This window comes from uncultured Cellulomonas sp. (assembly GCF_963527515.1).
GTDB lineage: Bacteria > Actinomycetota > Actinomycetes > Actinomycetales > Cellulomonadaceae > Cellulomonas.
Window position 1 is genome coordinate 61,376 of record NZ_CAURTV010000001.1, and the last position, 21,023, is coordinate 82,398.

The 21,023-nt window shown below is 71.5% G+C and carries 21 protein-coding genes and 1 pseudogene; 20 read left to right on the top strand and 2 right to left on the bottom strand.

The genetic code is table 11. The features are described from left to right. Positions 1-39: 39 nt before the first annotated feature. The 9 genes from RYN42_RS00285 to RYN42_RS00325 are packed head-to-tail and all read left to right on the top strand — an operon-like array spanning position 40 to position 8,382. Positions 40-750 (top strand): hypothetical protein, encoded by a 711-nt coding sequence (locus tag RYN42_RS00285; protein WP_315092732.1) that lies wholly within the window; start codon positions 40-42, stop codon positions 748-750. Continuing rightward, entirely contained in the window at positions 747-2,186 is a 1,440-nt protein-coding gene (locus tag RYN42_RS00290) for a CpaF/VirB11 family protein (RefSeq protein ID WP_315092734.1), read from the top strand. The genes RYN42_RS00285 and RYN42_RS00290 overlap by 4 nt, the downstream gene beginning before the upstream one ends. Next, positions 2,183-3,043 carry a type II secretion system F family protein gene (locus RYN42_RS00295; RefSeq protein ID WP_315092736.1) on the top strand — a complete coding sequence of 287 codons (861 nt, stop codon included), beginning with the start codon at positions 2,183-2,185 and terminating at the stop codon, positions 3,041-3,043. The genes RYN42_RS00290 and RYN42_RS00295 overlap by 4 nt, the downstream gene beginning before the upstream one ends. Next, a complete protein-coding gene (locus tag RYN42_RS00300) occupies positions 3,040-3,936 on the top strand; it encodes a type II secretion system F family protein (protein WP_315092738.1) in 897 nt (298 codons plus the stop codon). Before RYN42_RS00295 ends, RYN42_RS00300 begins: the two co-directional genes overlap by 4 nt. 26 nt (positions 3,937-3,962) lie before the next feature. Further along, positions 3,963-4,163, top strand: a complete 201-nt coding sequence (locus RYN42_RS00305; protein WP_315092740.1) for a hypothetical protein — start codon at positions 3,963-3,965, stop codon at positions 4,161-4,163. 1 nt (position 4,164) lies between these two features. Continuing rightward, positions 4,165-4,557 carry a TadE/TadG family type IV pilus assembly protein gene (locus RYN42_RS00310; RefSeq protein ID WP_315092741.1) on the top strand — a complete coding sequence of 131 codons (393 nt, stop codon included), beginning with the start codon at positions 4,165-4,167 and terminating at the stop codon, positions 4,555-4,557. Further along, complete coding sequence (locus RYN42_RS00315) at positions 4,554-4,982, top strand: TadE/TadG family type IV pilus assembly protein (RefSeq protein WP_315092743.1); 429 nt, start codon at positions 4,554-4,556, stop codon at positions 4,980-4,982. Before RYN42_RS00310 ends, RYN42_RS00315 begins: the two co-directional genes overlap by 4 nt. Further along, a complete protein-coding gene (locus tag RYN42_RS00320; protein WP_315092744.1) occupies positions 4,979-5,434 on the top strand; it encodes a pilus assembly protein TadG-related protein in 456 nt (151 codons plus the stop codon). Before RYN42_RS00315 ends, RYN42_RS00320 begins: the two co-directional genes overlap by 4 nt. Then, complete coding sequence (locus RYN42_RS00325) at positions 5,431-8,382, top strand: LysM peptidoglycan-binding domain-containing protein (protein ID WP_315092746.1); 2,952 nt, start codon at positions 5,431-5,433, stop codon at positions 8,380-8,382. The genes RYN42_RS00320 and RYN42_RS00325 overlap by 4 nt, the downstream gene beginning before the upstream one ends. A gap of 395 nt (positions 8,383-8,777) precedes the next feature. Here the strand turns inward: RYN42_RS00325 and RYN42_RS00330 are convergent, their stop codons facing one another. After that, entirely contained in the window at positions 8,778-9,527 is a 750-nt protein-coding gene (locus tag RYN42_RS00330) for a hypothetical protein (protein WP_315092748.1), read from the bottom strand. A 117-nt stretch (positions 9,528-9,644) separates the two neighbouring features. Continuing rightward, a pseudogene (locus RYN42_RS20220) lies at positions 9,645-9,800 on the bottom strand (DUF4236 domain-containing protein); the annotation flags it as partial. Positions 9,801-9,946: 146 nt separating this feature from the next. On the opposite strand from RYN42_RS20220, the gene RYN42_RS00335 reads away from it, so the two are divergent. The 11 genes from RYN42_RS00335 (at position 9,947) to RYN42_RS00385 (ending at position 20,889) form a co-directional block, all read left to right on the top strand. Continuing rightward, positions 9,947-10,237 (top strand): hypothetical protein, encoded by a 291-nt coding sequence (locus RYN42_RS00335; RefSeq protein ID WP_315092750.1) that lies wholly within the window; start codon positions 9,947-9,949, stop codon positions 10,235-10,237. Positions 10,238-10,589: 352 nt separating this feature from the next. After that, positions 10,590-10,901, top strand: coding sequence for a DUF6112 family protein (locus RYN42_RS00340; protein WP_315092752.1), 312 nt, complete (start codon positions 10,590-10,592; stop codon positions 10,899-10,901). A 1-nt stretch (position 10,902) separates the two neighbouring features. Further along, a complete protein-coding gene (locus RYN42_RS00345; RefSeq protein WP_315092754.1) occupies positions 10,903-12,021 on the top strand; it encodes a hypothetical protein in 1,119 nt (372 codons plus the stop codon). Beyond that, positions 12,018-13,445, top strand: coding sequence for an SCO6880 family protein (locus RYN42_RS00350; protein WP_315092755.1), 1,428 nt, complete (start codon positions 12,018-12,020; stop codon positions 13,443-13,445). The genes RYN42_RS00345 and RYN42_RS00350 overlap by 4 nt, the downstream gene beginning before the upstream one ends. A 143-nt stretch (positions 13,446-13,588) precedes the next feature. Next, on the top strand, positions 13,589-14,749 hold the full coding sequence (locus tag RYN42_RS00355; RefSeq protein ID WP_315092757.1) for an ATP-binding protein: 1,161 nt from the start codon (positions 13,589-13,591) through the stop codon (positions 14,747-14,749). A gap of 5 nt (positions 14,750-14,754) precedes the next feature. After that, on the top strand, positions 14,755-15,864 hold the full coding sequence (locus tag RYN42_RS00360) for a DnaB-like helicase N-terminal domain-containing protein (RefSeq protein ID WP_315092759.1): 1,110 nt from the start codon (positions 14,755-14,757) through the stop codon (positions 15,862-15,864). Between the two features lie 230 nt (positions 15,865-16,094). Further along, positions 16,095-17,669 (top strand): TraM recognition domain-containing protein, encoded by a 1,575-nt coding sequence (locus RYN42_RS00365; protein WP_315092761.1) that lies wholly within the window; start codon positions 16,095-16,097, stop codon positions 17,667-17,669. Then, a complete protein-coding gene (locus RYN42_RS00370) occupies positions 17,666-18,880 on the top strand; it encodes a transglycosylase SLT domain-containing protein (RefSeq protein WP_315092762.1) in 1,215 nt (404 codons plus the stop codon). The genes RYN42_RS00365 and RYN42_RS00370 overlap by 4 nt, the downstream gene beginning before the upstream one ends. 2 nt (positions 18,881-18,882) lie before the next feature. Continuing rightward, positions 18,883-19,860 carry an ArdC-like ssDNA-binding domain-containing protein gene (locus RYN42_RS00375; protein ID WP_315092763.1) on the top strand — a complete coding sequence of 326 codons (978 nt, stop codon included), beginning with the start codon at positions 18,883-18,885 and terminating at the stop codon, positions 19,858-19,860. 66 nt (positions 19,861-19,926) lie between these two features. Beyond that, positions 19,927-20,637 carry an SOS response-associated peptidase gene (locus RYN42_RS00380; RefSeq protein WP_315092765.1) on the top strand — a complete coding sequence of 237 codons (711 nt, stop codon included), beginning with the start codon at positions 19,927-19,929 and terminating at the stop codon, positions 20,635-20,637. A 12-nt stretch (positions 20,638-20,649) separates the two neighbouring features. Further along, positions 20,650-20,889, top strand: coding sequence for a helix-turn-helix domain-containing protein (locus RYN42_RS00385; protein ID WP_315092767.1), 240 nt, complete (start codon positions 20,650-20,652; stop codon positions 20,887-20,889). Positions 20,890-21,023: the final 134 nt, after the last annotated feature.

The following is a 21,023-nucleotide window of genomic DNA, read 5'->3' on the forward strand; positions in this document are numbered from 1 at the left end:
TGCTCGGCACACGGAGCTCCCGGCGTAACCACGACGTCGTTGGCGCTGACCTGGATGTGGCCGGTGGTGCACCCGGACCGGAAGGTGCTGCTCCTGGACGCGGACCCGGCCGGGTCCGGGCTGCTGACCGGGTACCTGCGCGCCGGGGTACCGGACACCGCCGGAGTGCTCGCCTTGGCAGCACAACGCCCTCCGCTGTCGGCGGAGCAGACGATCGAGTGCGCGCTCGCGCTCGACACCGACTCGACCCGGATGGTGGTTCCCGGTGTGGCCGACCCGGTGCAGGCCCGGCCCCTGGTCGGGACGTGGACCGCGTTGGCAGACACCGGTCGTGAGCTGGGCCGGTTCGCGGTGGACGTGGTCGTCGATGCGGGAAGGTTGGGGCACCGGTCGGAACCGACGAGCTTGCTGCACGCCGCGGACGTCGTGGCCGTGACGGCTCGCAGCGAGGTTGCGTCCCTGGTTCCCGCTGCCGCGGCGGTGCGCAGGCTGCGCGACGAGCGCCCAGGCCGGATCCCGCCGGTGGCCCTGGTGATCGGGGACGGGTACTCCCCCGGCGAGATCACCGCCACCCTGGGTGTTGGGAACGCGTTGCCGGTGGCACTCGACGCGTGGACGGCTGGCCGGTTCGCCGACGGTGGCGCCCAGGGGTGGCGGTTTGATCGGTCGCCGCTGCTGCGCACCGTCCGTGCCGTGATCGAGCGCCTCGCCCAGCTCGCGCCGAGCCCCGACCTGGCGGTGACGTGGTGACCGGCCTGGACGAGACGACCCGAGCGAGCAACGGGTTCGGTCCCGCCGCCACGCACCTGGTGAGCCCGGCCGGGCCGGTGCTGCCGGTGCCGGATGTGGCGGTAGTGCGTGAGGTGCGCCGTACGGTCGCCGACCGGCTCGCCGAACGGCTGCAGGCACAGCACCTGGACTCCCCCGATGCCCGACGTGAGCTGGCCCGTTCCCTGGTGGCCGCGGAGCTGTCCGAGCGCGGGCGTGAGCGGGTGCGGCGCGGGCAGGAGCCGTGGCCGCTGGATCTGGAGATCGTGACGTCGCGGGCGGTGATGGCGGCCCTGTTCGGCCTGGGCCGGTTGCAGCCGTTGATCGAGGACCCGGCGATCGAGAACATCGAGGTCGACGGGCACGACCACGTCTGGGTGTCCTACGCCGACGGCCGCGACCAGCAGCATCCCCCGATCGCGGACTCCGATGCCGAGCTGATCGAGATCTTGCAGCTGCTCGCGGCGCGCACCGGTAACGCGGAACGGACCTTCTCCTCGGCTCACCCTGCTTTGCATCTGCGGCTCGAGGACGGGTCCCGGCTCGCGGCGGTCGCCTGGACCACCCCAAAGCCGCACATCGTGATCCGCCGCCATCGCGTCCGCGACGTCGACCTGGACGACCTGATCGCCCTGGGCACCCTCGACCTCGCCCTGACGGGATTCCTTCGGGCGGCGGTGCGAGCGGGCAAGAACGTCGTGGTGACCGGGCTGCAGAACGCCGGCAAGACGACCTTGATCCGGGCGCTGGCCAATGAGTTCGCGCCGATGGAGCGGTTCGCGACGATCGAGAAGGAGTACGAGCTGCACCTGCACGACCTGCCCGACCGGCACCCGCGTGTCGTGGCCCTGGAGGCCCGCGAGGGGTCCGCCGAGAAGGACGCCACCGGTCGCCGGGCCGGGGAGATCACCTTGTCTGATCTGGTGGTGGACGCGTTGCGGTTGAATCTGCGCCGGATCATCGTCGGGGAGGTCCGCGGTCCCGAGGTGCTGCCGATGCTCGAGGCCATGTCCACCGGCGACGGGTCGCTGTGCACGCTGCACTCGAGATCCGCCCAGCACGCCGTCGACCGCATCGTGACCCTGTGCCTGTCCGCCGGAGTCTCGATGACTGACACCTTCGCCTACCGGCTGCTGGCCGGATCGGTCGACCTGTTCGTGCACCTCGAGCTCCTCGACGACACCGCGACCGGCGGGCGACGGCACCGGTTCGTGTCCCAGATCGTGGAGATCGCCGGCCTCGGCGAAGCGAACCGCCCCGCCACCACCACCGTCTTCGGCCCCGGCCCCGACGGCCGCGCGGCCCCCCTGCACCGCCCCGTGTGCCTGCCGGACCTGGTGCGGGCAGGGTTCGACCCCTCGCTGCTCGACCACCGGGCCGGCACCTGGACCGCACCGCTGGACGGAGGCCGACCATGACACCGGTCCTGGCCGCCCTGGCCGGTGCCCTGCTCGTCGGCGGGCTGCTCCTAGTGGCCGCGGGGCTGCGCCGCAGCGACCCGCCACCGCCACGGTCCAAGCGGCCGAGGGCGCGTCGTCCGACCGACGGCTGGTGGGCACGATGGCGTTGGGTCCTGGCCCTCGGAGCCGGGGTGCTGGCGTGGGCGGTCACCCAGTGGCCGGTGGCCGGGCTCGTCGTGACCGCGGCGGTCGTCGGACTGCCCTACCTGCTGGGATCCGCCAAGGTCGCAGCGACGGCGATCGACCGGGTGGAGGCCATCGAGGAATGGACCCGCCGCCTGGCCGACGTCCTGGCCACCGGCGTCGGCCTCGAACAAGGAATCCTCACCTCCGCCTCGACGTGCCCGCCGCCCCTGACCGGAGAGGTCGGCGCGCTGGTGGCGCGGATCTCGGCCCGGTGGCCCACCGAGCAGGCGCTGCGGGCGTTCGCCGACAACCTGAACGACGCCGCGGGTGACTTCGTCGTCGCCTCCCTGCTGCTGGCCTCCCAGCGGCGCGGGCCGGGCCTGTCCGCGGTGCTGACCGCCGTCGCCGGGTCGGTCGCCGACGAGGTCGCCGTCCGGCGCAAGGTTGAGGCCGAGCGCGCCCGACCCCGCTCCACCGCCCGCCTGGTCACCCTCATCACCCTCGGCGCCGCAGCACTGCTGATGCTCAACGGCACCTACCTGCAGCCCTACGGCGACGGCCTGGGCCAGCTCGTCCTGGCCGCGATCGCCGCCGCGTTCGCCAGCTGCCTGCTGTGGATCCGGGCGCTGACCCTCACCCCACCCGAACCCCGATTCCTGACCCACCCGGACTCCGGGAGCACGCCATGACGCTGTGGATCGTGCTGCTCGTCGGCGCCCTGGTCGGCGCGGGCCTGGTCGTCACGCTCGCCGGCCTGTCCCCGGCACGACCCGACCTGGCGGCCACAGTGAACCGGCTCCTGCCCGCCCCGGGCGCCCCTCGAGCCACCGTCGCCCAGGACGATCCCGGCCGCTGGGACGGCCTACGACGAGCGGTCCTGCCCCAGGCAGTGCAGACCTTCGGGCTGCGCCGCTACGCCGCCGACCTGCACGTGCTCGACCAGCAACCCGAGGACCTCGCCGCCCGCAAGATCGGCTACGCCCTCCTCGGACTCACCTTCCCCACCCTGATGTCCGCACTCTTGCTGGCCGCCGGCATCCGCCTGCCGTTCGCCATCCCCGCCGCGGCCGGACTTGCCCTGGGTGGGGTGTTCTTCCTGCTGCCCGACCTAACCCTGCGCACCCAAGCCACCGCCGCCCGGGCCTCCATGCGGGCCGCAACGTGCGTGTTCCTCGAGCTGATCGCGATGGAACGCCTCGCCGACGCCGGACCCACCGAAGCCCTCGACCGCGCCGCCGCCATCGGCGGCTCGGCGGAGTTCGCCCGCATCCGCGACGCCCTCCTGCGTGTCGAGCTCGCCGGGCAACCCTCCTGGACCGGCCTGTCCGACCTCGCCGCCTCCACCGGCGTGACCGAGCTGGGCGACCTGGCCGACATCATGCGGATCGCCGGCCACGACGGCGCCGCGGTCTACGCCACGTTGCGTGCCCGGGCCGCCTCGCTGCGCACCCAGCTGCTCGCCGCTTCTACAGCGAAAGCGAACGCGGCCTCCGAACACATGGTCGTGCCCGTCTCCCTGCTCGGCCTGTGCTTCATGGCCCTGCTCGGCTACCCCGCCTTCGTGCGGATCCTGCTCAGCTGAACCCACCACCGAACGGAGCACCCGCGATGAACACCCTCGTGCTGCTGGCCTACCTCAACGCCTACCTCACGACCGCCCGGCGTCACATCCGCGAACACGTCCGCGACGAGACCGGCGCGTCCACCCTGGAGCTGGTCATCATCATCCTGGGCCTGATCGGGGTGGCCGGGATCCTGGTCGTGGCCATCACCGCGGCCGTGCAGCGCCGCGTCGACCAGATCACCTGACATGCGGACCCGTCGGGAAGCGGGGTCGGCCAGCATCGAGCTGGTCATCCTCTTCCCTGCCCTGCTGCTCCTGGTGACGGCTGTGATCCAGTACGGCCTGTGGTTCCACGCGCGGTCTTTGGCCCTGGCTGCAGCCCAGGAAGGCGTCGCCGTCGCCCGCGCCTACGGCTCGACCCCCGACGCCGGTCGAGACACCGCCTTGGCGTTCGTCAGCGACCACGGCGCGGACACCCTCACCGACACCGACGCCGTCGCGTCCGTGCCTGGACCAGGGCACGTCCAGGTCGTCGTCACCGGACGGTCGCTGTCGGTGCTCCCGGGGGCACCGGGCATTGCGGTGCGTCAGTCCGCCGACGGGCCGGTCGAACGGTTCACCACCACGGAGACCCCATGAACCCGCTCCCTCGCCAGCGCAACGACCGCGGGTCCATCACGCTCGAGCTGGCCATCATCACTCCGGCGCTGATCCTGCTGCTCGCCGCCCTGGTGCTCGCCGGTCGGGTGCAGACCACCGCCAGTGCCGTAGAGCAAGCCGCCCGGTCCGCCGCCCGGGACGCCTCCCTGGCCCGCACCCCGGAGGCCGCCCGCGCCGCCGCAGCAGCCGCGGCCGCGCGCGAGCTGGTCAACACCGCGTGCGTGGCCACCACGGTCGGCCTGGACACAGCCGGGTTCGCCGCGCGCGTCGGTCAGGAAGGCGTCGTCACCGCCACCGTGACCTGCACGGTGACCATGGCCGACCTCGCCGTCCCCGGCCTACCAGGTGTTCGCACCATGACCGCGCAGGCCACCTCCCCCCTGGACAGGTACCGCACCCGATGAACATCCTGACCCGACGCCTGCGCACCGCCACGGGCACCGATCCCGAGGCCGGATCCGTCACCGTGTTCGTGGCGATCAGTGTCCTGGGGCTGCTGCTGCTGATCGGGCTGGTCGCCGACGGCGGCGCCAAGCTGCGCGCCACCCAACGTGCCGACTCCGTGGCCGCCGAGGCCGCACGCGCCGGCGGCCAGGCACTCGACGTCCCCGGCGCCATCGCCGGCACCGGCACCCGGGTCGACCGCGCCCTCGCCGTCGAGGCCGCCACGACCTACCTGCGCCACGCCGGGCACACCGGGACGGTCACCGTCAGCGACGACCGTGCCCGCCTGGTCGTCACCGTCACCGACACCGCACCCACCGCGTTCCTGTCCCTGATCGGGATCTCGACCCTGACCGTCACCGGGCACGGCGAAGCACGCCTCATTGAAGACATCACCGGAGGTGGCCCATGACCACAACCCTGCCCCGCGCCCACCGCACGGGCGAGATGCTGCACGCCGTGGGAGCGGCGTTGCTGCTGACCGTTTTCGTGGTGGGTGCGCCCGCGGCACTCGTGGCCCTGGCGCCCCTCTACCTGCCAGACACCCTCCCGACCTGGAGCCAGCTCGGTCACGCACTGACCTCGCCCGATGACGGATCGCTGCTGATGCTCGTCTTGGCGCTCGTCGGATGGGTCGCCTGGGCAGGCTTCACTGCCTGCGTCGTCCTCGAGATCGTCGCCGGCCTGCGCAGGATCTCGACCCCCACGATCCCGCTGCTGGGGTCCGCCCAATGGGCGGCGTCCCGCCTGGTCGCCTCGGCCGGGATACTGCTTGCGGTCACCACCACGGTCGCCACCCCGTCCCCAGCCGCCGCGGCACCGGGCACCGTCAGCGTCGCGCCCCGCACGGTCGAGCCGCACAACACGGAGCCACCGGACGCCCGGCACGCGAACACACCCGCACCCGAGCCCGAACCGGTCGCACCCCCGGAACTGCCCAGCGTCGTCGTACAGCGTGGCGACACCCTGTGGGACCTGGCCGAACACCACCTCGGCGACGGCGTGCGCTTCACCGAGATCAGCACGCTGAACCTCGGACGCCCACAACCCGACGGACGCACCCTCACGGACTCGCACTGGATCTACCCCGGCTGGACCCTCCTGCTCCCAGCAGACGCCACCGGCCTCACCGCGGCACAGCCGGTAGCGACAAGTTCGCCAGAAGCTCCCGCGATCGGACAGGTTGTCGTCGAACCGGGCGACAACCTGTGGACCCTCGCCGAAGACCACCTCGGAGACGGCGACCGGTACCAGGAGCTCTACGCCGCCAACGCCGGCAAACCTCAACCAGACGGTGGCGCCCTCACCGACCCGAACCTGATAGAGCCCGGATGGCGACTCGACCTCCCGGTCGACAACTCGAGCCCCGCCGCCACGCCAGCGACCGTCACGCCCGAGGTGCCCGCCGCGCCGGAACCAGAACGCGGCACACCGAGAACCGCCCCACTGACCGAGCCCGCCGTGAAGCCCGCGCCGCCGACGGCCAGCGCCACGCCGACCGAAGCACCTGATTCCTCCAGGGACACCGTCGGACGCCAGGGCGGTGGCTCAGCCGACGCCAGCAGCCGGGCACCGCTATTCGTCGGCCTGACGGCCCTGGCCGCCGCGGGCGTCGTCGGCGAACTCAGCCGCCGACGACACCTGCAGCACCGCGCCCGACGCGTCGGCGAATCCATCCCCATGCCCGCCACCGACAGCGACCCGGCAGCCGTCGAACAGGCGCTCCGCCACGCCCGCACCCCGGTCACCCTGGCCCAACTGAAAGTGGCGCTGCAGAACATCGACACCCGCTGCTACACCGCCGAACGCGACCTGCCCAGAATCACCGCGATCAGCCTCGACGAGCACACCCTGACACTCCACCTGCAAGGCGACGACCCCGAGCCCGTCCCACCGTTCGCCGCCGACGGCAGCCGGTGGACCGCCGCGACCAGTGAGATTGCTGACGATGCGCTGATCGAGGACTCCCACCGATCCGAGCCCTACCCCGCACTCGTCCCCCTCGGTCACACCGAGGACGCGACGGTGCTGCTCAACCTCGAAGCCGCAGGGACCCTGAGCATCGTCGGCGACGACCAGGCGGCAGACGATGTCCTGCGCGCACTGGTTGTCGAGATCATCACGAGCGACCTGACCGGGCGCATCGCCCTGGTCGCCGACGAGGCCTTCGCCGAGCTGGCCGCGGCGTTCGAACCCGCACGCATGCACAGCACGCCCGACCACACCCGACCACGAAAGGCTCGCGCCGAGGCCATCGCGGCCGCGTTGGAGGACAGCGGCCTGGCAGACACCCTCGAGGCTCGTTCGGACCGGATCCTGGAAGACACCTGGTTGCCCGTTATCTACCTCGAACAGGCACCCAGTCCGTTGCCGACGAGCCAGCCATGGACCGGGTCCGCGCTGATCACGCGCGCGTCGACCGAGGGCTGGACGCTGACCGTCAACTCTGACGGCACAGCCGTCCTCGACCCCCTGAGCATCACGCTGCGCGCACAGCGCCTCAGCGCCGGCGACCTCGAGCACGTGACGTTTCTGCTCCTGACCGCACAGCCCCCCGTCGTAGCCGGCCTCGGTACATCCCAGCGACCGGAAGGCCGCAGCACGAACGCACCCGATGCCCACGACACCGCCCAGGCCATGCGTGAGGCGTCAAGCGCCCACGAGAGGACCATCCAGCCACTCGAAGGAAGGATCCGCGTCAACGTCCTGGGACCCATCCAGATCGACGGACTCGCCAAACCAGAGTCGACCCCACCGCCACGCGCCACCGAGCTGCTCGTCTACCTGGCGCTGCGCCGCACCGCGACAGGCCACGAGCTCGACGAAGTCTTCTGGCCCGGCAAACGCGATGTCACCGGCACCCGCAACACCTTCGTCTACCGCACGCGCCAACTCATCGGCGACGACGCCTTGCCAACCATCAGCCGCGGCGAACCGCTGCGGGTAACCGACGACGTCACGACGGACTGGGCCATCTTCCAAGAACTGACCGCCGCGGCTCTAGCAACCGACGACGAACGACTAGAGAACCTCACCGCAGCGATGGAACTCGTACGCGGCCGCCCGTTCCTCGGAATCGACGACGCACACTACGGCTGGGCCGAGAACGACATCCAGGTCATGGTCAGCGCCATCGCAGACACCGCCCACCTCCTCGCCCGCATCCACCACGAGGCCGGCCGCTACGCCGAAGCGATCCAGGTCGCCACCCACGGCCTACGAGCTGAACCGCTCTCGGCCCTCCTGCAACGAGACGCCATCGATGCCGCGGACGCCCGAGGGGACCACGAGGAGTCCAGCCGACTGCGCGCCAGGTTCGCATCTCGACTCGCCGAACTCGACCCGGACGCGGAGCTGTAAGCCATCGGCGATCGGCCGGGTCGCAACCTTCGCGCCTCCGATCGCCACCGCCGCGCCAGCCGCACGTGCTGTAGCCGCAAGTGCCGTCGAAGGAGTCGGCGACCGCCGTCAGGGGGCCGCGCCGCCGGACCGTGCCCGGGGGCGAAACAGCGTGGCGAAGCCAGGATCACGGTACCGGGAGGTTGCAGGTAATACGTCACTGACCTGCGTAAACGTGCGAAACGTCCTGTGCATTCGGCGGCCAGCGGGCAGGGGCTCCACGGCGCGGCTTCTCCGGCCCGCGGGCAGGACGGCCCCCCGCCGCTCGGTGCACGACCGACCGATCGCTGGGGAGTTCACCTGCCACGCGTCGACGTCGCCGGTCTGCGGACCAGGCCCCACTGCCGGCGGCGTGCTCAGTCCTGCGGCAGCTCCGCGACGGCCGCGGCGAGCCCCGGGTACGCCGAGTTCTCCGCCATGACCTTTTCGAGGTCCTTGCGGGCCATCGCCTTCTTGCCTTCGGCTAGGTACGTATACGCGCGCTCAACCAGGGCGAGGTGTCGCAGGGCGGCCGGCCGCGACCGGATCCGCAGCGCCTCCTTCAATGCCTCACGGGCGGCGCCCGGAGACCCCTGCTCACGCAACGCCACGGCGCGCTGGACGAGCAGGAACACCGACGCTTCGTCCTCGTTGGTAATGCCGTCAGTCATCGCGATGACCTCGCCCCAGCGGGACTGCTCGGAGTAGAGCTCAGCGAGGGACACCGCAGCGATCGTCGTCGGCGTGACCTGCTCGACGATGTCGGACGCTGCCGCACCGTCACCCGCGGCTTGATGCGCTTCGGCCAATGCGAGGCCGATCGTGTCGCGGGTCAGCGGCATCTGCGCGGTGATGCCAGGCGCCACCTCCAGGGTCAGGCCAGCGGAGGGCAGGTACTTGCTGACGAACGGGTCGGCGGCCGGGTCGTAACCGGTGCCCCACAGCCAGCCGAGCAACGCCACGAGCCGCGGACCATCCCCAGAGGGAAGTGCGCCGAGGAGCGCTTCGAGCAGGGCACCGGACTTCTGGGCCTCGGGGTGCTCGCTCGCGACCCGCAGGATCGCGGCCGGGTCGCGCTGCTGGATCGCTGCGGTGTGCAGCGCCTTCTCCCACTTCGGGGCGAGCATCCCCGGCTTGGGTGGACCCTTCGGCGCCACGGGGGCAGGTGCGGTGGCAGCTTTGGGTGCTGCCTGCTTGGCCGTCGACTTGGAGTGCCCGCCGGTCGTGGTCGTGTGGGAGATCCCGGAGCCTGGAATGCCGACGGTCCGGGTGACGCGCCCGGACGAGTGGGCGCTCACCCGCGCGCCCTTGACGCCCACAGACGTTGAGACGCCTCGTGGTGTGACCGTCATGCGGACACCAGGCATTACCTTGAACGACTTGCGAGCACGAAACCCCATGTCGCGATCCTCTCCGAACTCAACAGCGTGATCTCGGACCCAGTGTGGGGGTCTGGTCGGCCGACCGTGTGTCGTTTGGTGCGCTGGCGCGCCCTGCCGCACATCTCCTGCCCATCTCGAACCTCGAGCGGGACCCGTGCGACGCGATGACCGCGACCGGGGCCGCCGTCACGGCCATCTCCTACGACTGCCGCCGCGACCACGTCATCCAGTTCCAGACCGCGCAGGGTTGGCTGCCCGAACGCAAGGCGGCCCAGGACTTCCTGGTCGGGACATTCGGCGCCACTCACGAGCAGCGCGGCATCCTCGAAGCGTTCTCCTGGGTCCTGGACCTCATCAGCGAGCGCGGCCTGAACATCACACGCGGCGCCTCCCCGTGGGCTCACCGCCCGGGGTCCTCCAGTCGCGGGCCGGCATCCACGTGTTCATCGCCATGACCGACGTCAACGGGATGACCTCTCGGCGAGGATGCACTCTAGACCTTCTGCTGGGGCGGCACCTGCAACTGGCGACCTGTGGCCGCTGAGGAGTGACATTGCATGGACTCATCGGGCGACTGCCTGCGCCTGCGCATCCACCCAGCGCAGCTCGTCGGCCTCCAGCGTGTAGACCAGCTGCCCGTCCCGGCTAGTCCGTGCAACAGGTGACCGGTCGCATGGGCGTGGTCACTAGGCGGCAGTGATGCAGCGACGTGGGTTCCCTTACCTCGCGGGTTGCGCATGCGCTGGCGCACTTAGGACCAGGCGGTGCTGACGACCGGTCGGTGCCCGTGGATCCGCGGGGTGCGTTATGGGACACGCGTCGATCGTCGTCAGCAAGGTCATCGCGGCCGATCCGGGCATCAGCCCGAACGAGGACGGTCTGCCAGGCCTGGCCGTCGTGAAGCGGGTGGTCGGGGCGCTGCTGACCTGGGGGCTGGTGGCCTGCGTCGCGGGCCTGGTCATCTCCGTGATCGTGTGGGCCGTGGCTCGCCAGCAGGGCAACTATGGCGCCGCCTCGGGCGGGAGGACCGGCGTGTTGATCGCCGCCGCCGGCGCCCTGCTGATCGGCGGGGCGAACGCGATCGTGGCGTTCTTCTCCGGTCTCGGCGGGATGATCTGAGATGCCGGTCCCGGCACTCGATCCCTGCATCGGGCCTGCGGCAGCCATCTGCCAGTCCGCGCAAGGTGCCGCATCCGACTACGTGCTCGGCGGGCTCGGGGGGGCGTTCGTCGGGGGCGCGGAGCAGATCAGCCAGCTCGCGCTAGCCGCGCTGAACGCGAGCACCTCGATCGACCTGGGCGTCGGCTGGTTCCGCTCGAACGTTGCCGTCATCGCTGCCATCGCCCTGCCAGTCGTCGTGGGGCTGTTCGTCGTCCAGGTTCTGACGTCCGTCCTGCGCCACGAGGCTGGCGGGCTGGTCCGCGCTGTCGTTGGCGTCGCCAAGGCGATGCTCGGCGCCGCGCTGGCCCTTGGCGTCACCCAGTTCGCGCTGACCGCCGTAGACGGGATCTGCGAGTACATCGCTTCCGCGGCCCGGCTGACCGTGACGGAGGCGGCCTCTCAGTTCTTCGACTTCTACGCGCTCGCGTCCATCTCCCCTGCGCTGCAGATCCTCCTCGGTTTGGCCCTGATGCTCGGCTTCGTCCTGTTGTGGGGCGTCCTGCTGTTCCGCAAGGCCGCGCTGGTTCTCGTCGCTGTGTTTGCTCCGATCGCGTTCGCTGGGTCGACGTGGGATCAGAGCCGGGTGTGGACGCGTCGCTGGCTGGAGATCGTGGCCGCGTTGGTGTTCTCCAAGATCGTGATCGTCGTGGCGTTCGTGGTCGGCGCCTCCGCGTTCACCGGCTCGGGCCCGACCGGGCCCGGGGTACCCGCGACCGAAGCGGCAGACGGCGTCGCCGGGCTCTCGGACGCACTGGTGGGGATCTTGCTGCTCGCGATCGCCGTGTGGGCGCCGTGGCTGACCTGGCGGTTCGTGCACTGGTCGGGCATGGAAGCGGCCGGAGTTATGCACGCCAACGTCGCAGCGAACCCGATCAGCAAGACAGCACGTGGTGCGGCAACGACCACCCGGTACGCCGCTCAGCAGGTCGTGATGTCGACGGTGACCGGGGGGATGGGCGCGGCAGTCCGTGGCGCCGGTGGGGCAACGGCTGCCTCACGGGGCCCTGCAGCGGGTGAACCACCCCAGCCCACGCCTTCCCCACCGCCCCCGGTCCCTGACCGAGGCGGCGCGCGATGACCTCGACCGAGACCGGCCCGGTCGCCTCGACCGTGCGGTTCGGTCGCCTCGAGCAGCGCGGGGTGCTGTTGGGGCTGTCGATGGCGCAGCTCGCCGTCGTGGGTGTCGCGTTCACCGTTGCAGTTGCCGCTTTGTTCTCCGGGGGCGCGGCCGGGTTCGCGGTCATGGCGCCGGTCTGGTTGACCCTGCTCGTCGTAGGGACGGTCAGCGTCACTGGGCGACCGGTCGTCGGATGGGTGCCGCTCCTGGCGCAGTGGCACGTGCGCAAGCTGTCCCGGGCGACCACAGCGGTCACCCCCGCCGGGACCAAGAGGGCGCCCGACGCCCTCGTCCTGCCGGGTCTGGCCGGTCGCCTTGATCTGGTCCGGTGCGATGCGCTCGGTGCGAGCCTCATCCTCGATCGGCACGCGGGCGTGATCTGCGGGGTGCTGCGCGTCACCGGCGCGGGGTTCGTCCTGGACGACGCCGCGGCCCAGGAGCTCAAGGTGGCCGGGTGGGGGCGGGTGCTGGCGGGATTGTGCCAGCAGCCGGCGATCGTGCGCGTCCAGCTGCTTGCCCGCACAGTCCCCGGTGGCCTGGCCCCTGCGCGTCGGTGGTGGCGCGATCACTGCGCCTCCCCCACGACCGAGCTGTCGATCGCGCTGGCCGGGCTGCTCGACGGCGGGTTCGTCCAGCCCCATGCCCGCGACACACTCCTCGCCGTGGCGCTGCGTGCGCCACGCCGTCATCGAGCCGTCACCGCCGGCGACATCGCGGTCGTGACGAAGCACCTGGAGGCGGTCGCGTCGTCGCTGGTCGGTGCGAGTCTGACGTCCGCCGGATGGCTCGGCCGTGACGACCTTGCCGCTGTGGTGCGTTCCGGCTACGACCCGCAGACCGCCGCACGCTCCGAGGACGCGGCGGTGAGCTTGGCCGGTCCGATGGGTGTGCACGAGCTGTGGTCGATGCTGCGCGCGGACGGCGCGGTGCACGCGACGTACTGGGTGGCGGAGTGGCCGCGCAGCGAAGTCCACCCCGCGTTCCTGCAGTCCTTGCTGCTCGGGGAGGCAACGCTGCGGACCGTCACCGTGATCGCCGAGCCGCTGGCGACCGCGCGGGCGCTGCGTGAGATCCGCCGCAGCAAGGCTGAGCACATCGCCGACGCCGCTCAGCGCGCCCGCATCGGCCAGGTCGAGGCCGAGAGTACGCGAGCGGAAGTCGACGATCTCGAACGCCGTGAGGTCGAGCTCGTCGCCGGTCACGGGGACCTGCGGTTCACCGGGCTGGTCACCGTCTCCGCGACCAGCGAGGCCGAGCTTGAGGAGCGGTGCGTCGCACTGGAGACGGCCGCCGCACAGGCGATGTGCGAGGTGCGGCGGCTGTTCGGTCAGCAGGGTCAAGCGCACCTGGCCGCAGCACTGCCGTTGGCGCGGGGTGTGCTGTGAGCGGCGCGCGCACGTCGACGTTCCGCCGCACTGCGGGGCGATACCGCAGCGGCCCTCGACTGCGGTTGCCGGCCCACCGGGCGTCCTCGGCGACCTTGGCCGGTGCGTACCCATTCCTGGTGCCACCGCCGTGCGACATCGGCGTGCCTGTGGGGCAAGACGCTTTGACGGGCGGGCCGTTCTGCTTCGACCCCTGGGCGCTGTACAGCGCAGGCGACCTGACGAACCCCAACCTGCTCCTGGCCGGCGTGATCGGGCAGGGCAAGTCAGCACTGGCCAAGTCCCTGGCGATGCGGTCCATCACGGCCGGACGTGCCGTCTACGTGCCGGGCGACCCGAAGGGCGAGTGGGCACCGGTCGCCCAGGCGGCCGGTGGCACGGTGCTGCGCCTCGGCGCGGGACTGCCGGCCCGGCTCAACCCCCTGGACGCCCCGGACGGCACGGAGCCCCACGGGCCACGGAGCCGCCTGCTGGCTGCCGTCGCAGCCCTGACGGTCCACCGAGAGCTTGGCCCCGCAGAGCATGGCGCCCTGGACGCAGCCCTCACCTCGGCCGAGCATCGGCGCAGCACACCGACGATCGGCGACGTCCTTGACGCGCTGGCTTCTCCCGACGCCTCGTCGGCCCGCTGCGACGGCGTCCGCGTTGAGGATCGCTCTCAGGACGGCCGAGATCTCGCCCACGGGTTGCGACGCCTCGTGCGCGGTGACCTCGCCGGGCTCTTCGACGGTCCCTCGACCGAACGGCTCGATCCGCACGCCCCGATGCTCGTCCTGGACCTGTCGCGCCTCGGCTCCGACGAGGACGCGCTGGCCCTAGCGATGACGTGCGCATCCGCGTGGCTCGAGGGGGCGCTGCTGGCATCGACCGCGAAGCGGTGGGTCATCTACGACGAAGCCTGGCGGGTCCTGCGACACGTCGCGCTGGTGCGCCGGATGCAGTCGCAGTGGAAGCTCTCGCGCGCCCACGGCATCGCCAACCTCATGGTGCTGCACCGCCTGTCCGACCTGGACGCCATCGGCCCCCAGGGCTCCGAGGCCCGCTCTCTGGCGCAGGGACTGCTGGCGGACTGCTCCACCCGCGTCATCTACCGCCAGGAGTCCGACCAGCTCTCCGGCACCGCAGGCGCACTCGGCCTGACCCGACCGGAACGGGACCTGCTCCCGGTCCTGCCCCGCGGGACGGGGCTGTGGAAGATGCCGCACCGCACGCACGTCGTGCACCACGTCCTGCACCCCGCCGAGGTCGACGTCGTCGACACCGACTCCGCCATGCGCGACCACACCGAACACGAGGACCGGTGATCACCATGAACGACGACGACATCATCCGACTCGCCGAGCAAGCCACCCTCGGCTCCGTCCTGCTGCAGCCCACGGCCCTGGACGACATCCAGCGGTGGCTGCGCGCAGGCGACTTCGCCGACACCTGGCACTCCGAGGTCTTCACCACCATGCTCGAACGGCACGCCGCCCACGAGCCCATCGACCCCCAACGAATGGCCGACGCGCTCACCGAACGGCTCGGGACACGCCGGGCCAACCTGCCGCGGCTCGCGGACCTGCTACACGTGACCCCGCCACATCCCCACGCCGTGACGTATGCGCGGATGGTCCTGGACGGCGGGCTGCGTCGAGAGATCGCCGGCGCCGGCGTACTCCTACGGGCCGCCGCCGTCCGGTGCGCATCCGATCGCATGTCCCGTCCGATCTTCGCGACCTGCAATGTCGTGGACGCCGCGATGGACTGTGCCGAGGCACGCTGGGCGAAGGCCACCGGCCAGCCTCACGACGAGGTCGTCGTCCCCCTCGCGCTGCGTGCCGTCATGCGGAACACGGAGGCGCGCATGGGCGCCGACAAATACCTGAGCGCCCACCCCGGCCGCGACGCCGGCTCCGAACGCCGCAACGTCATCGCCCTGATCGGCGCGCTGATCGCCCAACCCGACCACGTCCCAGAGGTCGCCAAGTGGCTGGCGCCTGCACGGATCACCGATCCCGGGTGGCGCGCCGTCTACGGCACCCTCGTCGAGCTCGCCGAGCTCGGGCAGCACATCGACATCGTCACCGTCGCCTGGGCCACCCGCGCCCACGCCCACGCCCACGCCCACCATCAGCCGGGACTGCCCGGACTGTCGCAGCTTCGGGCCGCCGTGGACGACGGTTGGTCCCGGCAGCTCAGGCCAGCGATCCAAGCCGTCGCCGGCGATCAAGTGCGCCACCTGGCTGACGCCGGCGCCGCGCAGCTCGTCGCCGGCGCCACGAACCCCGGCGTGCTCATCACCGACCTGGTCGACACCGGGCACCTCCTGACCAGCGCGCTGCGCCGCACGGCCGCGGCCCTGCCGATCGAGCCGGCGCACTCCGCTGCGGCGGCCCCGGTGGTGCGCACCCAGCAGATCGAGTCGGTCTCGCGATGAGGCCCACGACTCGAACTACGCACCCGTATGGCGCGGGTGGCTCAGACATGACCACGGTGGCAATGGCCGTTGGGTCAACAGTCCTCGTCCTGGCTGCGGTCCTATGGACCGGAGCGGCCCTCGCCTGCCTCCTGACCGGGCGCACTCCCCCGACGGCCGGACTCCTGACCGCGCTGAGCGCGATCGCTCACCCGGCCAACCCCGCATCGGTGTGGCCGCACCCGCCCGCGATGCCCGGACCCGTGGCGTACTGGACCGGGACCGCCCTGGCCGCCGGCGCCTGGGTGGGCGTGACCTGGGGCATCTGGTGTGTCTGGCGACGCGTGGCCACGAACGACCCCCGGCACACCGGGCAGGTGCGGAATCTTCCGGGGATGGCCGCGCCCAGCGACGTGCACGCGGTCGCGGGCCAGCGCAGCCTGCGCGCCCGCGCACCCGTCGTGCGCCCCTCCCTGGACCGGTCCGCCGCACCACACCAGGTCGGCTTCCGCCTCGGGCAGCTACGCGGCCGGGACCTGTGGTGCACCGTGGAGGACTCCGCCCTGCTCGTCGGACCACCCCGCATGGGCAAGGGCCTGCACGTGGTCATCCCGTGGGTCCTGGACGCACCCGGCCCCGTCGTGGCCACCTCCACCCGCCCGGACACCCTCGCCGTCACCCTGCGCGCTCGACGCGCTCGTGGACCGGTCGCGATCTTCGACCCGCAACGCCTCGCCGGGCTGCCCGGCGGCCTGACGTGGTCACCCGTGCGCGGCTGCGAGACTCCCCGCACGGCCCTGGTCCGTGCCCGCGGCCTGGCTGCCGGAGCCGGGTTCGGGCGCGCCGTCTCGGACTCCGACTTCTGGGCCGGGCAAACCGAGACCGCCCTGCGCTGCCTGCTGCACGCCGCCGCCCTGGACAACCGCCGCGCCGTCGACCTGTACCGCTGGTCCCTGAACCCCACCTTGGCCGAGGACGCCGTCACCATCCTCAACCGCAGCACCACCGCGGCCGATGGATGGGCCGACGCCCTGGACGCCTCCATCCACTCCGACCCCCGCACCCGCGACTCCATCTGGCTCGGCGTCCGCCAATCCCTAGCCGCCCTGGCCGACCCCGACGTCCTGGCCGCCGTCGAGCCCAAGGCAGGCGAGTCCTTCGACCCGGCGGCGTTCTTGCGCGAGTCCGGAACGCTGTACCTCTTGGCCTCCGCCGTCGCCTCCGGGTCCTGCGCGCCACTGGTAGCCGCGTTCGTCGAGGACATCACCGAGACCGCCCGCGCCCTGGCCGCCCGCTCCCCCGGCGCACGCCTCGACCCACCACTGCTCCTGGCCCTGGACGAGATCGCCAACCTCACCCCACTACCCTCCCTGCCCTCCCTGATGGCCGAAGGCGGCGGCTCGGGCATCACCACCCTGGCCGTGCTGCAATCGTTGGCCCAAGCCCGCGCCCGCTGGGGCGAACACGCCGCCGACGCGATCTGGGACGCCGCCACTGTCAAGATCGTCCTGGGCGGCCTGGCCAAGTACCGGGACCTGGACGACGTGGCCCGCCTCGTCGGCGAGGTGGACGAGCTCACCGAGACCCGCTCCCGCGGCCGCGCAGGTGACCGCTCTTCGTCCACCTCGGTGCGCACCATTCCGGTCATGCCGGCGTCCGTGCTGCGCACGCTGCCGTTCGGCACCGCAGTCCTGCTGCTGCGCCAGACCAAGCCCACCGTGATCGATTTGGCCGCGTGGACCGGCCGACGCGACGCAGCAGTGCTGCGGACCGATCAGAGGGCCGTCGAACACGCCACCGCGACCGGCACGGCGGTGCCGGCATGATCAAGCTCGCGCTCGGCACACTCGCGTTCCTGTCCGTCCCGGCCCTAGCGATCATCACCGCGCTCACCGTCGGGGGGACGGCCAGCGCCTGCATCGCCTCCTCCGCCGGCGGGCCGCTCGCCGACGACGCACCCATCCCCGCTGTCGCGCGGACCTGGATTGCCGAGACGAAGGGCACCTGCCCCGACCTGCCGGAGACGTGGATCGCCGCCGTGATGGCCCAGGAGTCCGGGTTTCGACCCGCTGCGCACGCTGAAGACTCCAACGGTGGCACCTGGGGACTGCTGCAGATGAACGCCTATATCTGGCGGGCGCACTACGGCCACCCAGCGACCGCCGACCTCAACCGCAACGGCGCTCCGGACATCGAGGACCCCGACATCCACGCCGCCGTCGGCGGTACCTACCTGTGCGCCCGCCTGGGCGGTGTGAGGCAGATCCGCGCCGACCACCCCGACTGGGCCTCCTCCAGCATCCCGATCCTGGACGCCCTAGTCATCGCCCACAACGCGGGCGAATCCCGGCTGCGCAGCTACCCTGCCATCCCGGCTGTCACCGCCCGGTTCATCGCCAACATGAACGAACGGATGGCAGCTTGGACCGCCGACGGCGTCTCGGGCGCCGTCCAGGAGGACGCGAACCCGGTCCAGCCCGTTGCCGCCTCACCTGGCGAGGAGTCGTCGGCGAGCGGGTGCACGCCTCAACTGGGGAGAGGCAAGGTCGTCGTTCCGGCCGGTACGCCGGCCGATGTCGCGACGGCCGTGCGCAACGGCCTGGCCTACGTCGGGGTCACCTCCGGGTGGCGCCAGCTGTGCGACCGGCTCGCCTGCCGCGCCTACGGGTACGTCGGCTCCGGATACACCTCAGCCAAAGCCCATTGGACCGAGATGGTCACCACCGGGCACGCCCACCCCGGAGACGCCTGCCCACCCCTGGGCGCCTTCACGTTCTGGAACACCGGACGCCCCTTCGGCCACGCCTCCCTGGTCGTGCAGACCGACCCCGGCTGCGACCCCACCAAGATCCTGCTCACCGCCAACGAGGTGTTCGACTCCGCCACCGGCAACCAAGGCGGGGTCTACCTGATCAGCTTCGCCCGCCTGTCCGCGATGTACCTGCACGGCAACGGGTACCTCGGCTGGTCGGACCCGGTCTGCAAAGGCGCACTGCTCCCCGCAGGAACCACCCACCCCGCACCCTCCGGGCGGTAGCCATGACCGGTCGCACAACACCGTCCAGCGACGAACGCCTCGCCGCACTGCACGACAAGCTCATCACCGCGGTCGCCGACCTCGTCCACTCCGACCGCTGGCGGCAGATGCTCACCACCGCCGCCCGGTTCCCGGCCTACTCCCCCTCCAATGTGCTGCTCATCGCCGCACAACGACCCGACGCGACCCGGGTCGGCGGCATCCGCACCTGGAACAACCTCGGGCGACGCGTCGTCAAGGGCGAACGCGGCATCGCAATCCTCGCCCCCTGCACCTACCGATCCACGGCGACCGACGCTGAGTCAGCAGGCAGCGAGGCCGAGCCGGCCGCGGCGCGTCAGAAGGACGCGGACCCGGTCTCGATGCGTGAGCTGCGCGGCTTCCGTGTAGTGCACGTGTTCGACATCAGCCAGACCGACGGCCCACCCCTCCCCGAGGTCGAGCCGCGCCTGCTGACCGGCGATGCCCCGCAGCGCCTCTGGGCGCACCTGGCCGGGACCGTCGCCGACGACGGCTTCACCCTCGAGCGCGGCCCCTGCCCCCCAGGCGCCAACGGCTACACCGCCTACCGCGCCAACACCGTGCGCATCCGCGACGACGTCGAACCGGCACAAGCGACCAAGACACTGGCCCACGAGCTCGGACACATCCGGGCCGACCACGAACACCGCTTCCCGAACTACGCCAGCAATACGCAGTGCCGCGGACGCGCCGAAGTCGAAGCCGAATCCATCGCCTACCTCGTCGCCGCCACCGCCGGCCTCGACACCACGAACTACTCCCTGCCCTACATCGCCGGCTGGAGTCAGGGACGCCTCGACCTGCTACGAGAATCCGCCACACAGGTGCTGATCGCGGCACGCTCGATCGGCGCTCCCGACGAACCTGACAGCAGACCCGGCCCCGGCATACCCGACCTGGTGCTGGGCGACTACCGCGACTTCGCTCCGGCGCGCGCCGACGGACTGGACCACCTGTAGCTCGTCCCGGAGGCGGGCCAGAACGCTGCGCTCGTCCATGGTGAACGCGTCCCGCACACTGTGGCCATGTGCGGCCGATACGCCCAGACCCGAGCCGACGACAAGCTTGCCCGCGACTTCGCCGTGCAGCAGATACTCGTCGACGCCGGCCGGCCCTCCTGGAACGTCGCGCCCACCACGGTGATGCCCGTCGTGCTCGAACGGGTCGAAGACGACAAGGTCGTGCGCCAGCTACGCCCAGCGCGCGGGGGACTGACGCCCAGCTGGATGAAGGACCCGGCCGGCGGCGCGCGGCTCATCAACGCCCGGGCCGAGACGATCACCCAGAAGCCGGCGTTCCGCAAAGCGGCCACCTCCCGGCGCGCCGTCATCCCGATGGACGGCTACTTCGAGTGGCAGAGGCACCCTGGGGAGAAGCGAAAGACGCCGTACTACCTGACCGGCCCCGACGCGGCCCCATTGGCGGCTGCCGGCCTCTACGAGCTGTGGCCCGACCCATCCACGCCCGAGGACGACCCGGGCCGGTGGCTCTGGACGTACACGGTCATCACCACCACAGCCACGGACTCGACCGGGCACATCCACGACCGCGCGCCACTACTACTACCGGCAGACATGGTCGACACCTGGCTCGACCCGTCCCTCACCGACCCCGAGCAAGTACGCCAGCTGGTCGCCTCCGTGCCCGAACCTCAGCTCGTGCCGCGCAAGATCGGCTACGACGTCGGCAACGTCCGCAATGACCGGCCAGACCTTATCCAGCCGATCGAAGGCTGACACGATCTCGGCATGACCGGCAAGCTTCTGGGCGTAGACGACGCGGCTGCGCGGCTTGGGGCCGACCCGCGCACCGTCCGGCGATGGGCCGACACGGGACGGCTCCCCGCGGAGCACACCGCGGGAGGGCACCGCAGGTTCCGGCCCACGGACATCGACGCCGCGCTCCGTGACGATCCCGTGGAGCCCAGCAGCGAGGCCGGACACAACGAGTCCTCGGTCCCGTTCGGGTACCGGCGGACGCTGCGCTGAGGACCGGCGCCCCGCGAGAGATCGTCATCTAGCCCAGACAGGAAATCTGAAGAAGGCCGCAGGAAGGGTCCGCTGAGCCTTGCCGCCAACAGCTTCGGGCGGTGACGCTCAACGGAGGAAGAATCTCACTGGTG

Excerpts from the sequence above, each read along its gene's own strand:
- RYN42_RS00385 (WP_315092767.1), top strand. The coding sequence starts at position 20,650 with ATGACCGGCAAGCTTCTGGGCGTAGACGACGCGGCTGCGCGGCTTGGG.
- RYN42_RS00315 (WP_315092743.1), top strand. The coding sequence starts at position 4,554 with ATGAACCCGCTCCCTCGCCAGCGCAACGACCGCGGGTCCATCACGCTC.
- RYN42_RS00325 (WP_315092746.1), top strand. The coding sequence starts at position 5,431 with ATGACCACAACCCTGCCCCGCGCCCACCGCACGGGCGAGATGCTGCAC.
- RYN42_RS00350 (WP_315092755.1), top strand. The coding sequence starts at position 12,018 with ATGACCTCGACCGAGACCGGCCCGGTCGCCTCGACCGTGCGGTTCGGT.
- RYN42_RS00375 (WP_315092763.1), top strand. The coding sequence starts at position 18,883 with ATGACCGGTCGCACAACACCGTCCAGCGACGAACGCCTCGCCGCACTG.
- RYN42_RS00365 (WP_315092761.1), top strand. The coding sequence starts at position 16,095 with ATGCCCGGACCCGTGGCGTACTGGACCGGGACCGCCCTGGCCGCCGGC.
- RYN42_RS00310 (WP_315092741.1), top strand. The coding sequence starts at position 4,165 with ATGCGGACCCGTCGGGAAGCGGGGTCGGCCAGCATCGAGCTGGTCATC.
- RYN42_RS00305 (WP_315092740.1), top strand. The coding sequence starts at position 3,963 with ATGAACACCCTCGTGCTGCTGGCCTACCTCAACGCCTACCTCACGACC.
- RYN42_RS00320 (WP_315092744.1), top strand. The coding sequence starts at position 4,979 with ATGAACATCCTGACCCGACGCCTGCGCACCGCCACGGGCACCGATCCC.
- RYN42_RS00345 (WP_315092754.1), top strand. The coding sequence starts at position 10,903 with ATGCCGGTCCCGGCACTCGATCCCTGCATCGGGCCTGCGGCAGCCATC.
- RYN42_RS00340 (WP_315092752.1), top strand. The coding sequence starts at position 10,590 with ATGGGACACGCGTCGATCGTCGTCAGCAAGGTCATCGCGGCCGATCCG.
- RYN42_RS00300 (WP_315092738.1), top strand. The coding sequence starts at position 3,040 with ATGACGCTGTGGATCGTGCTGCTCGTCGGCGCCCTGGTCGGCGCGGGC.
- RYN42_RS00295 (WP_315092736.1), top strand. The coding sequence starts at position 2,183 with ATGACACCGGTCCTGGCCGCCCTGGCCGGTGCCCTGCTCGTCGGCGGG.
- RYN42_RS00330 (WP_315092748.1), bottom strand. The coding sequence starts at position 9,527 with ATGCTCGCCCCGAAGTGGGAGAAGGCGCTGCACACCGCAGCGATCCAG.
- RYN42_RS00380 (WP_315092765.1), top strand. The coding sequence starts at position 19,927 with ATGTGCGGCCGATACGCCCAGACCCGAGCCGACGACAAGCTTGCCCGC.
- RYN42_RS00360 (WP_315092759.1), top strand. The coding sequence starts at position 14,755 with ATGAACGACGACGACATCATCCGACTCGCCGAGCAAGCCACCCTCGGC.
- RYN42_RS00335 (WP_315092750.1), top strand. The coding sequence starts at position 9,947 with ATGACCGCGACCGGGGCCGCCGTCACGGCCATCTCCTACGACTGCCGC.
- RYN42_RS00370 (WP_315092762.1), top strand. The coding sequence starts at position 17,666 with ATGATCAAGCTCGCGCTCGGCACACTCGCGTTCCTGTCCGTCCCGGCC.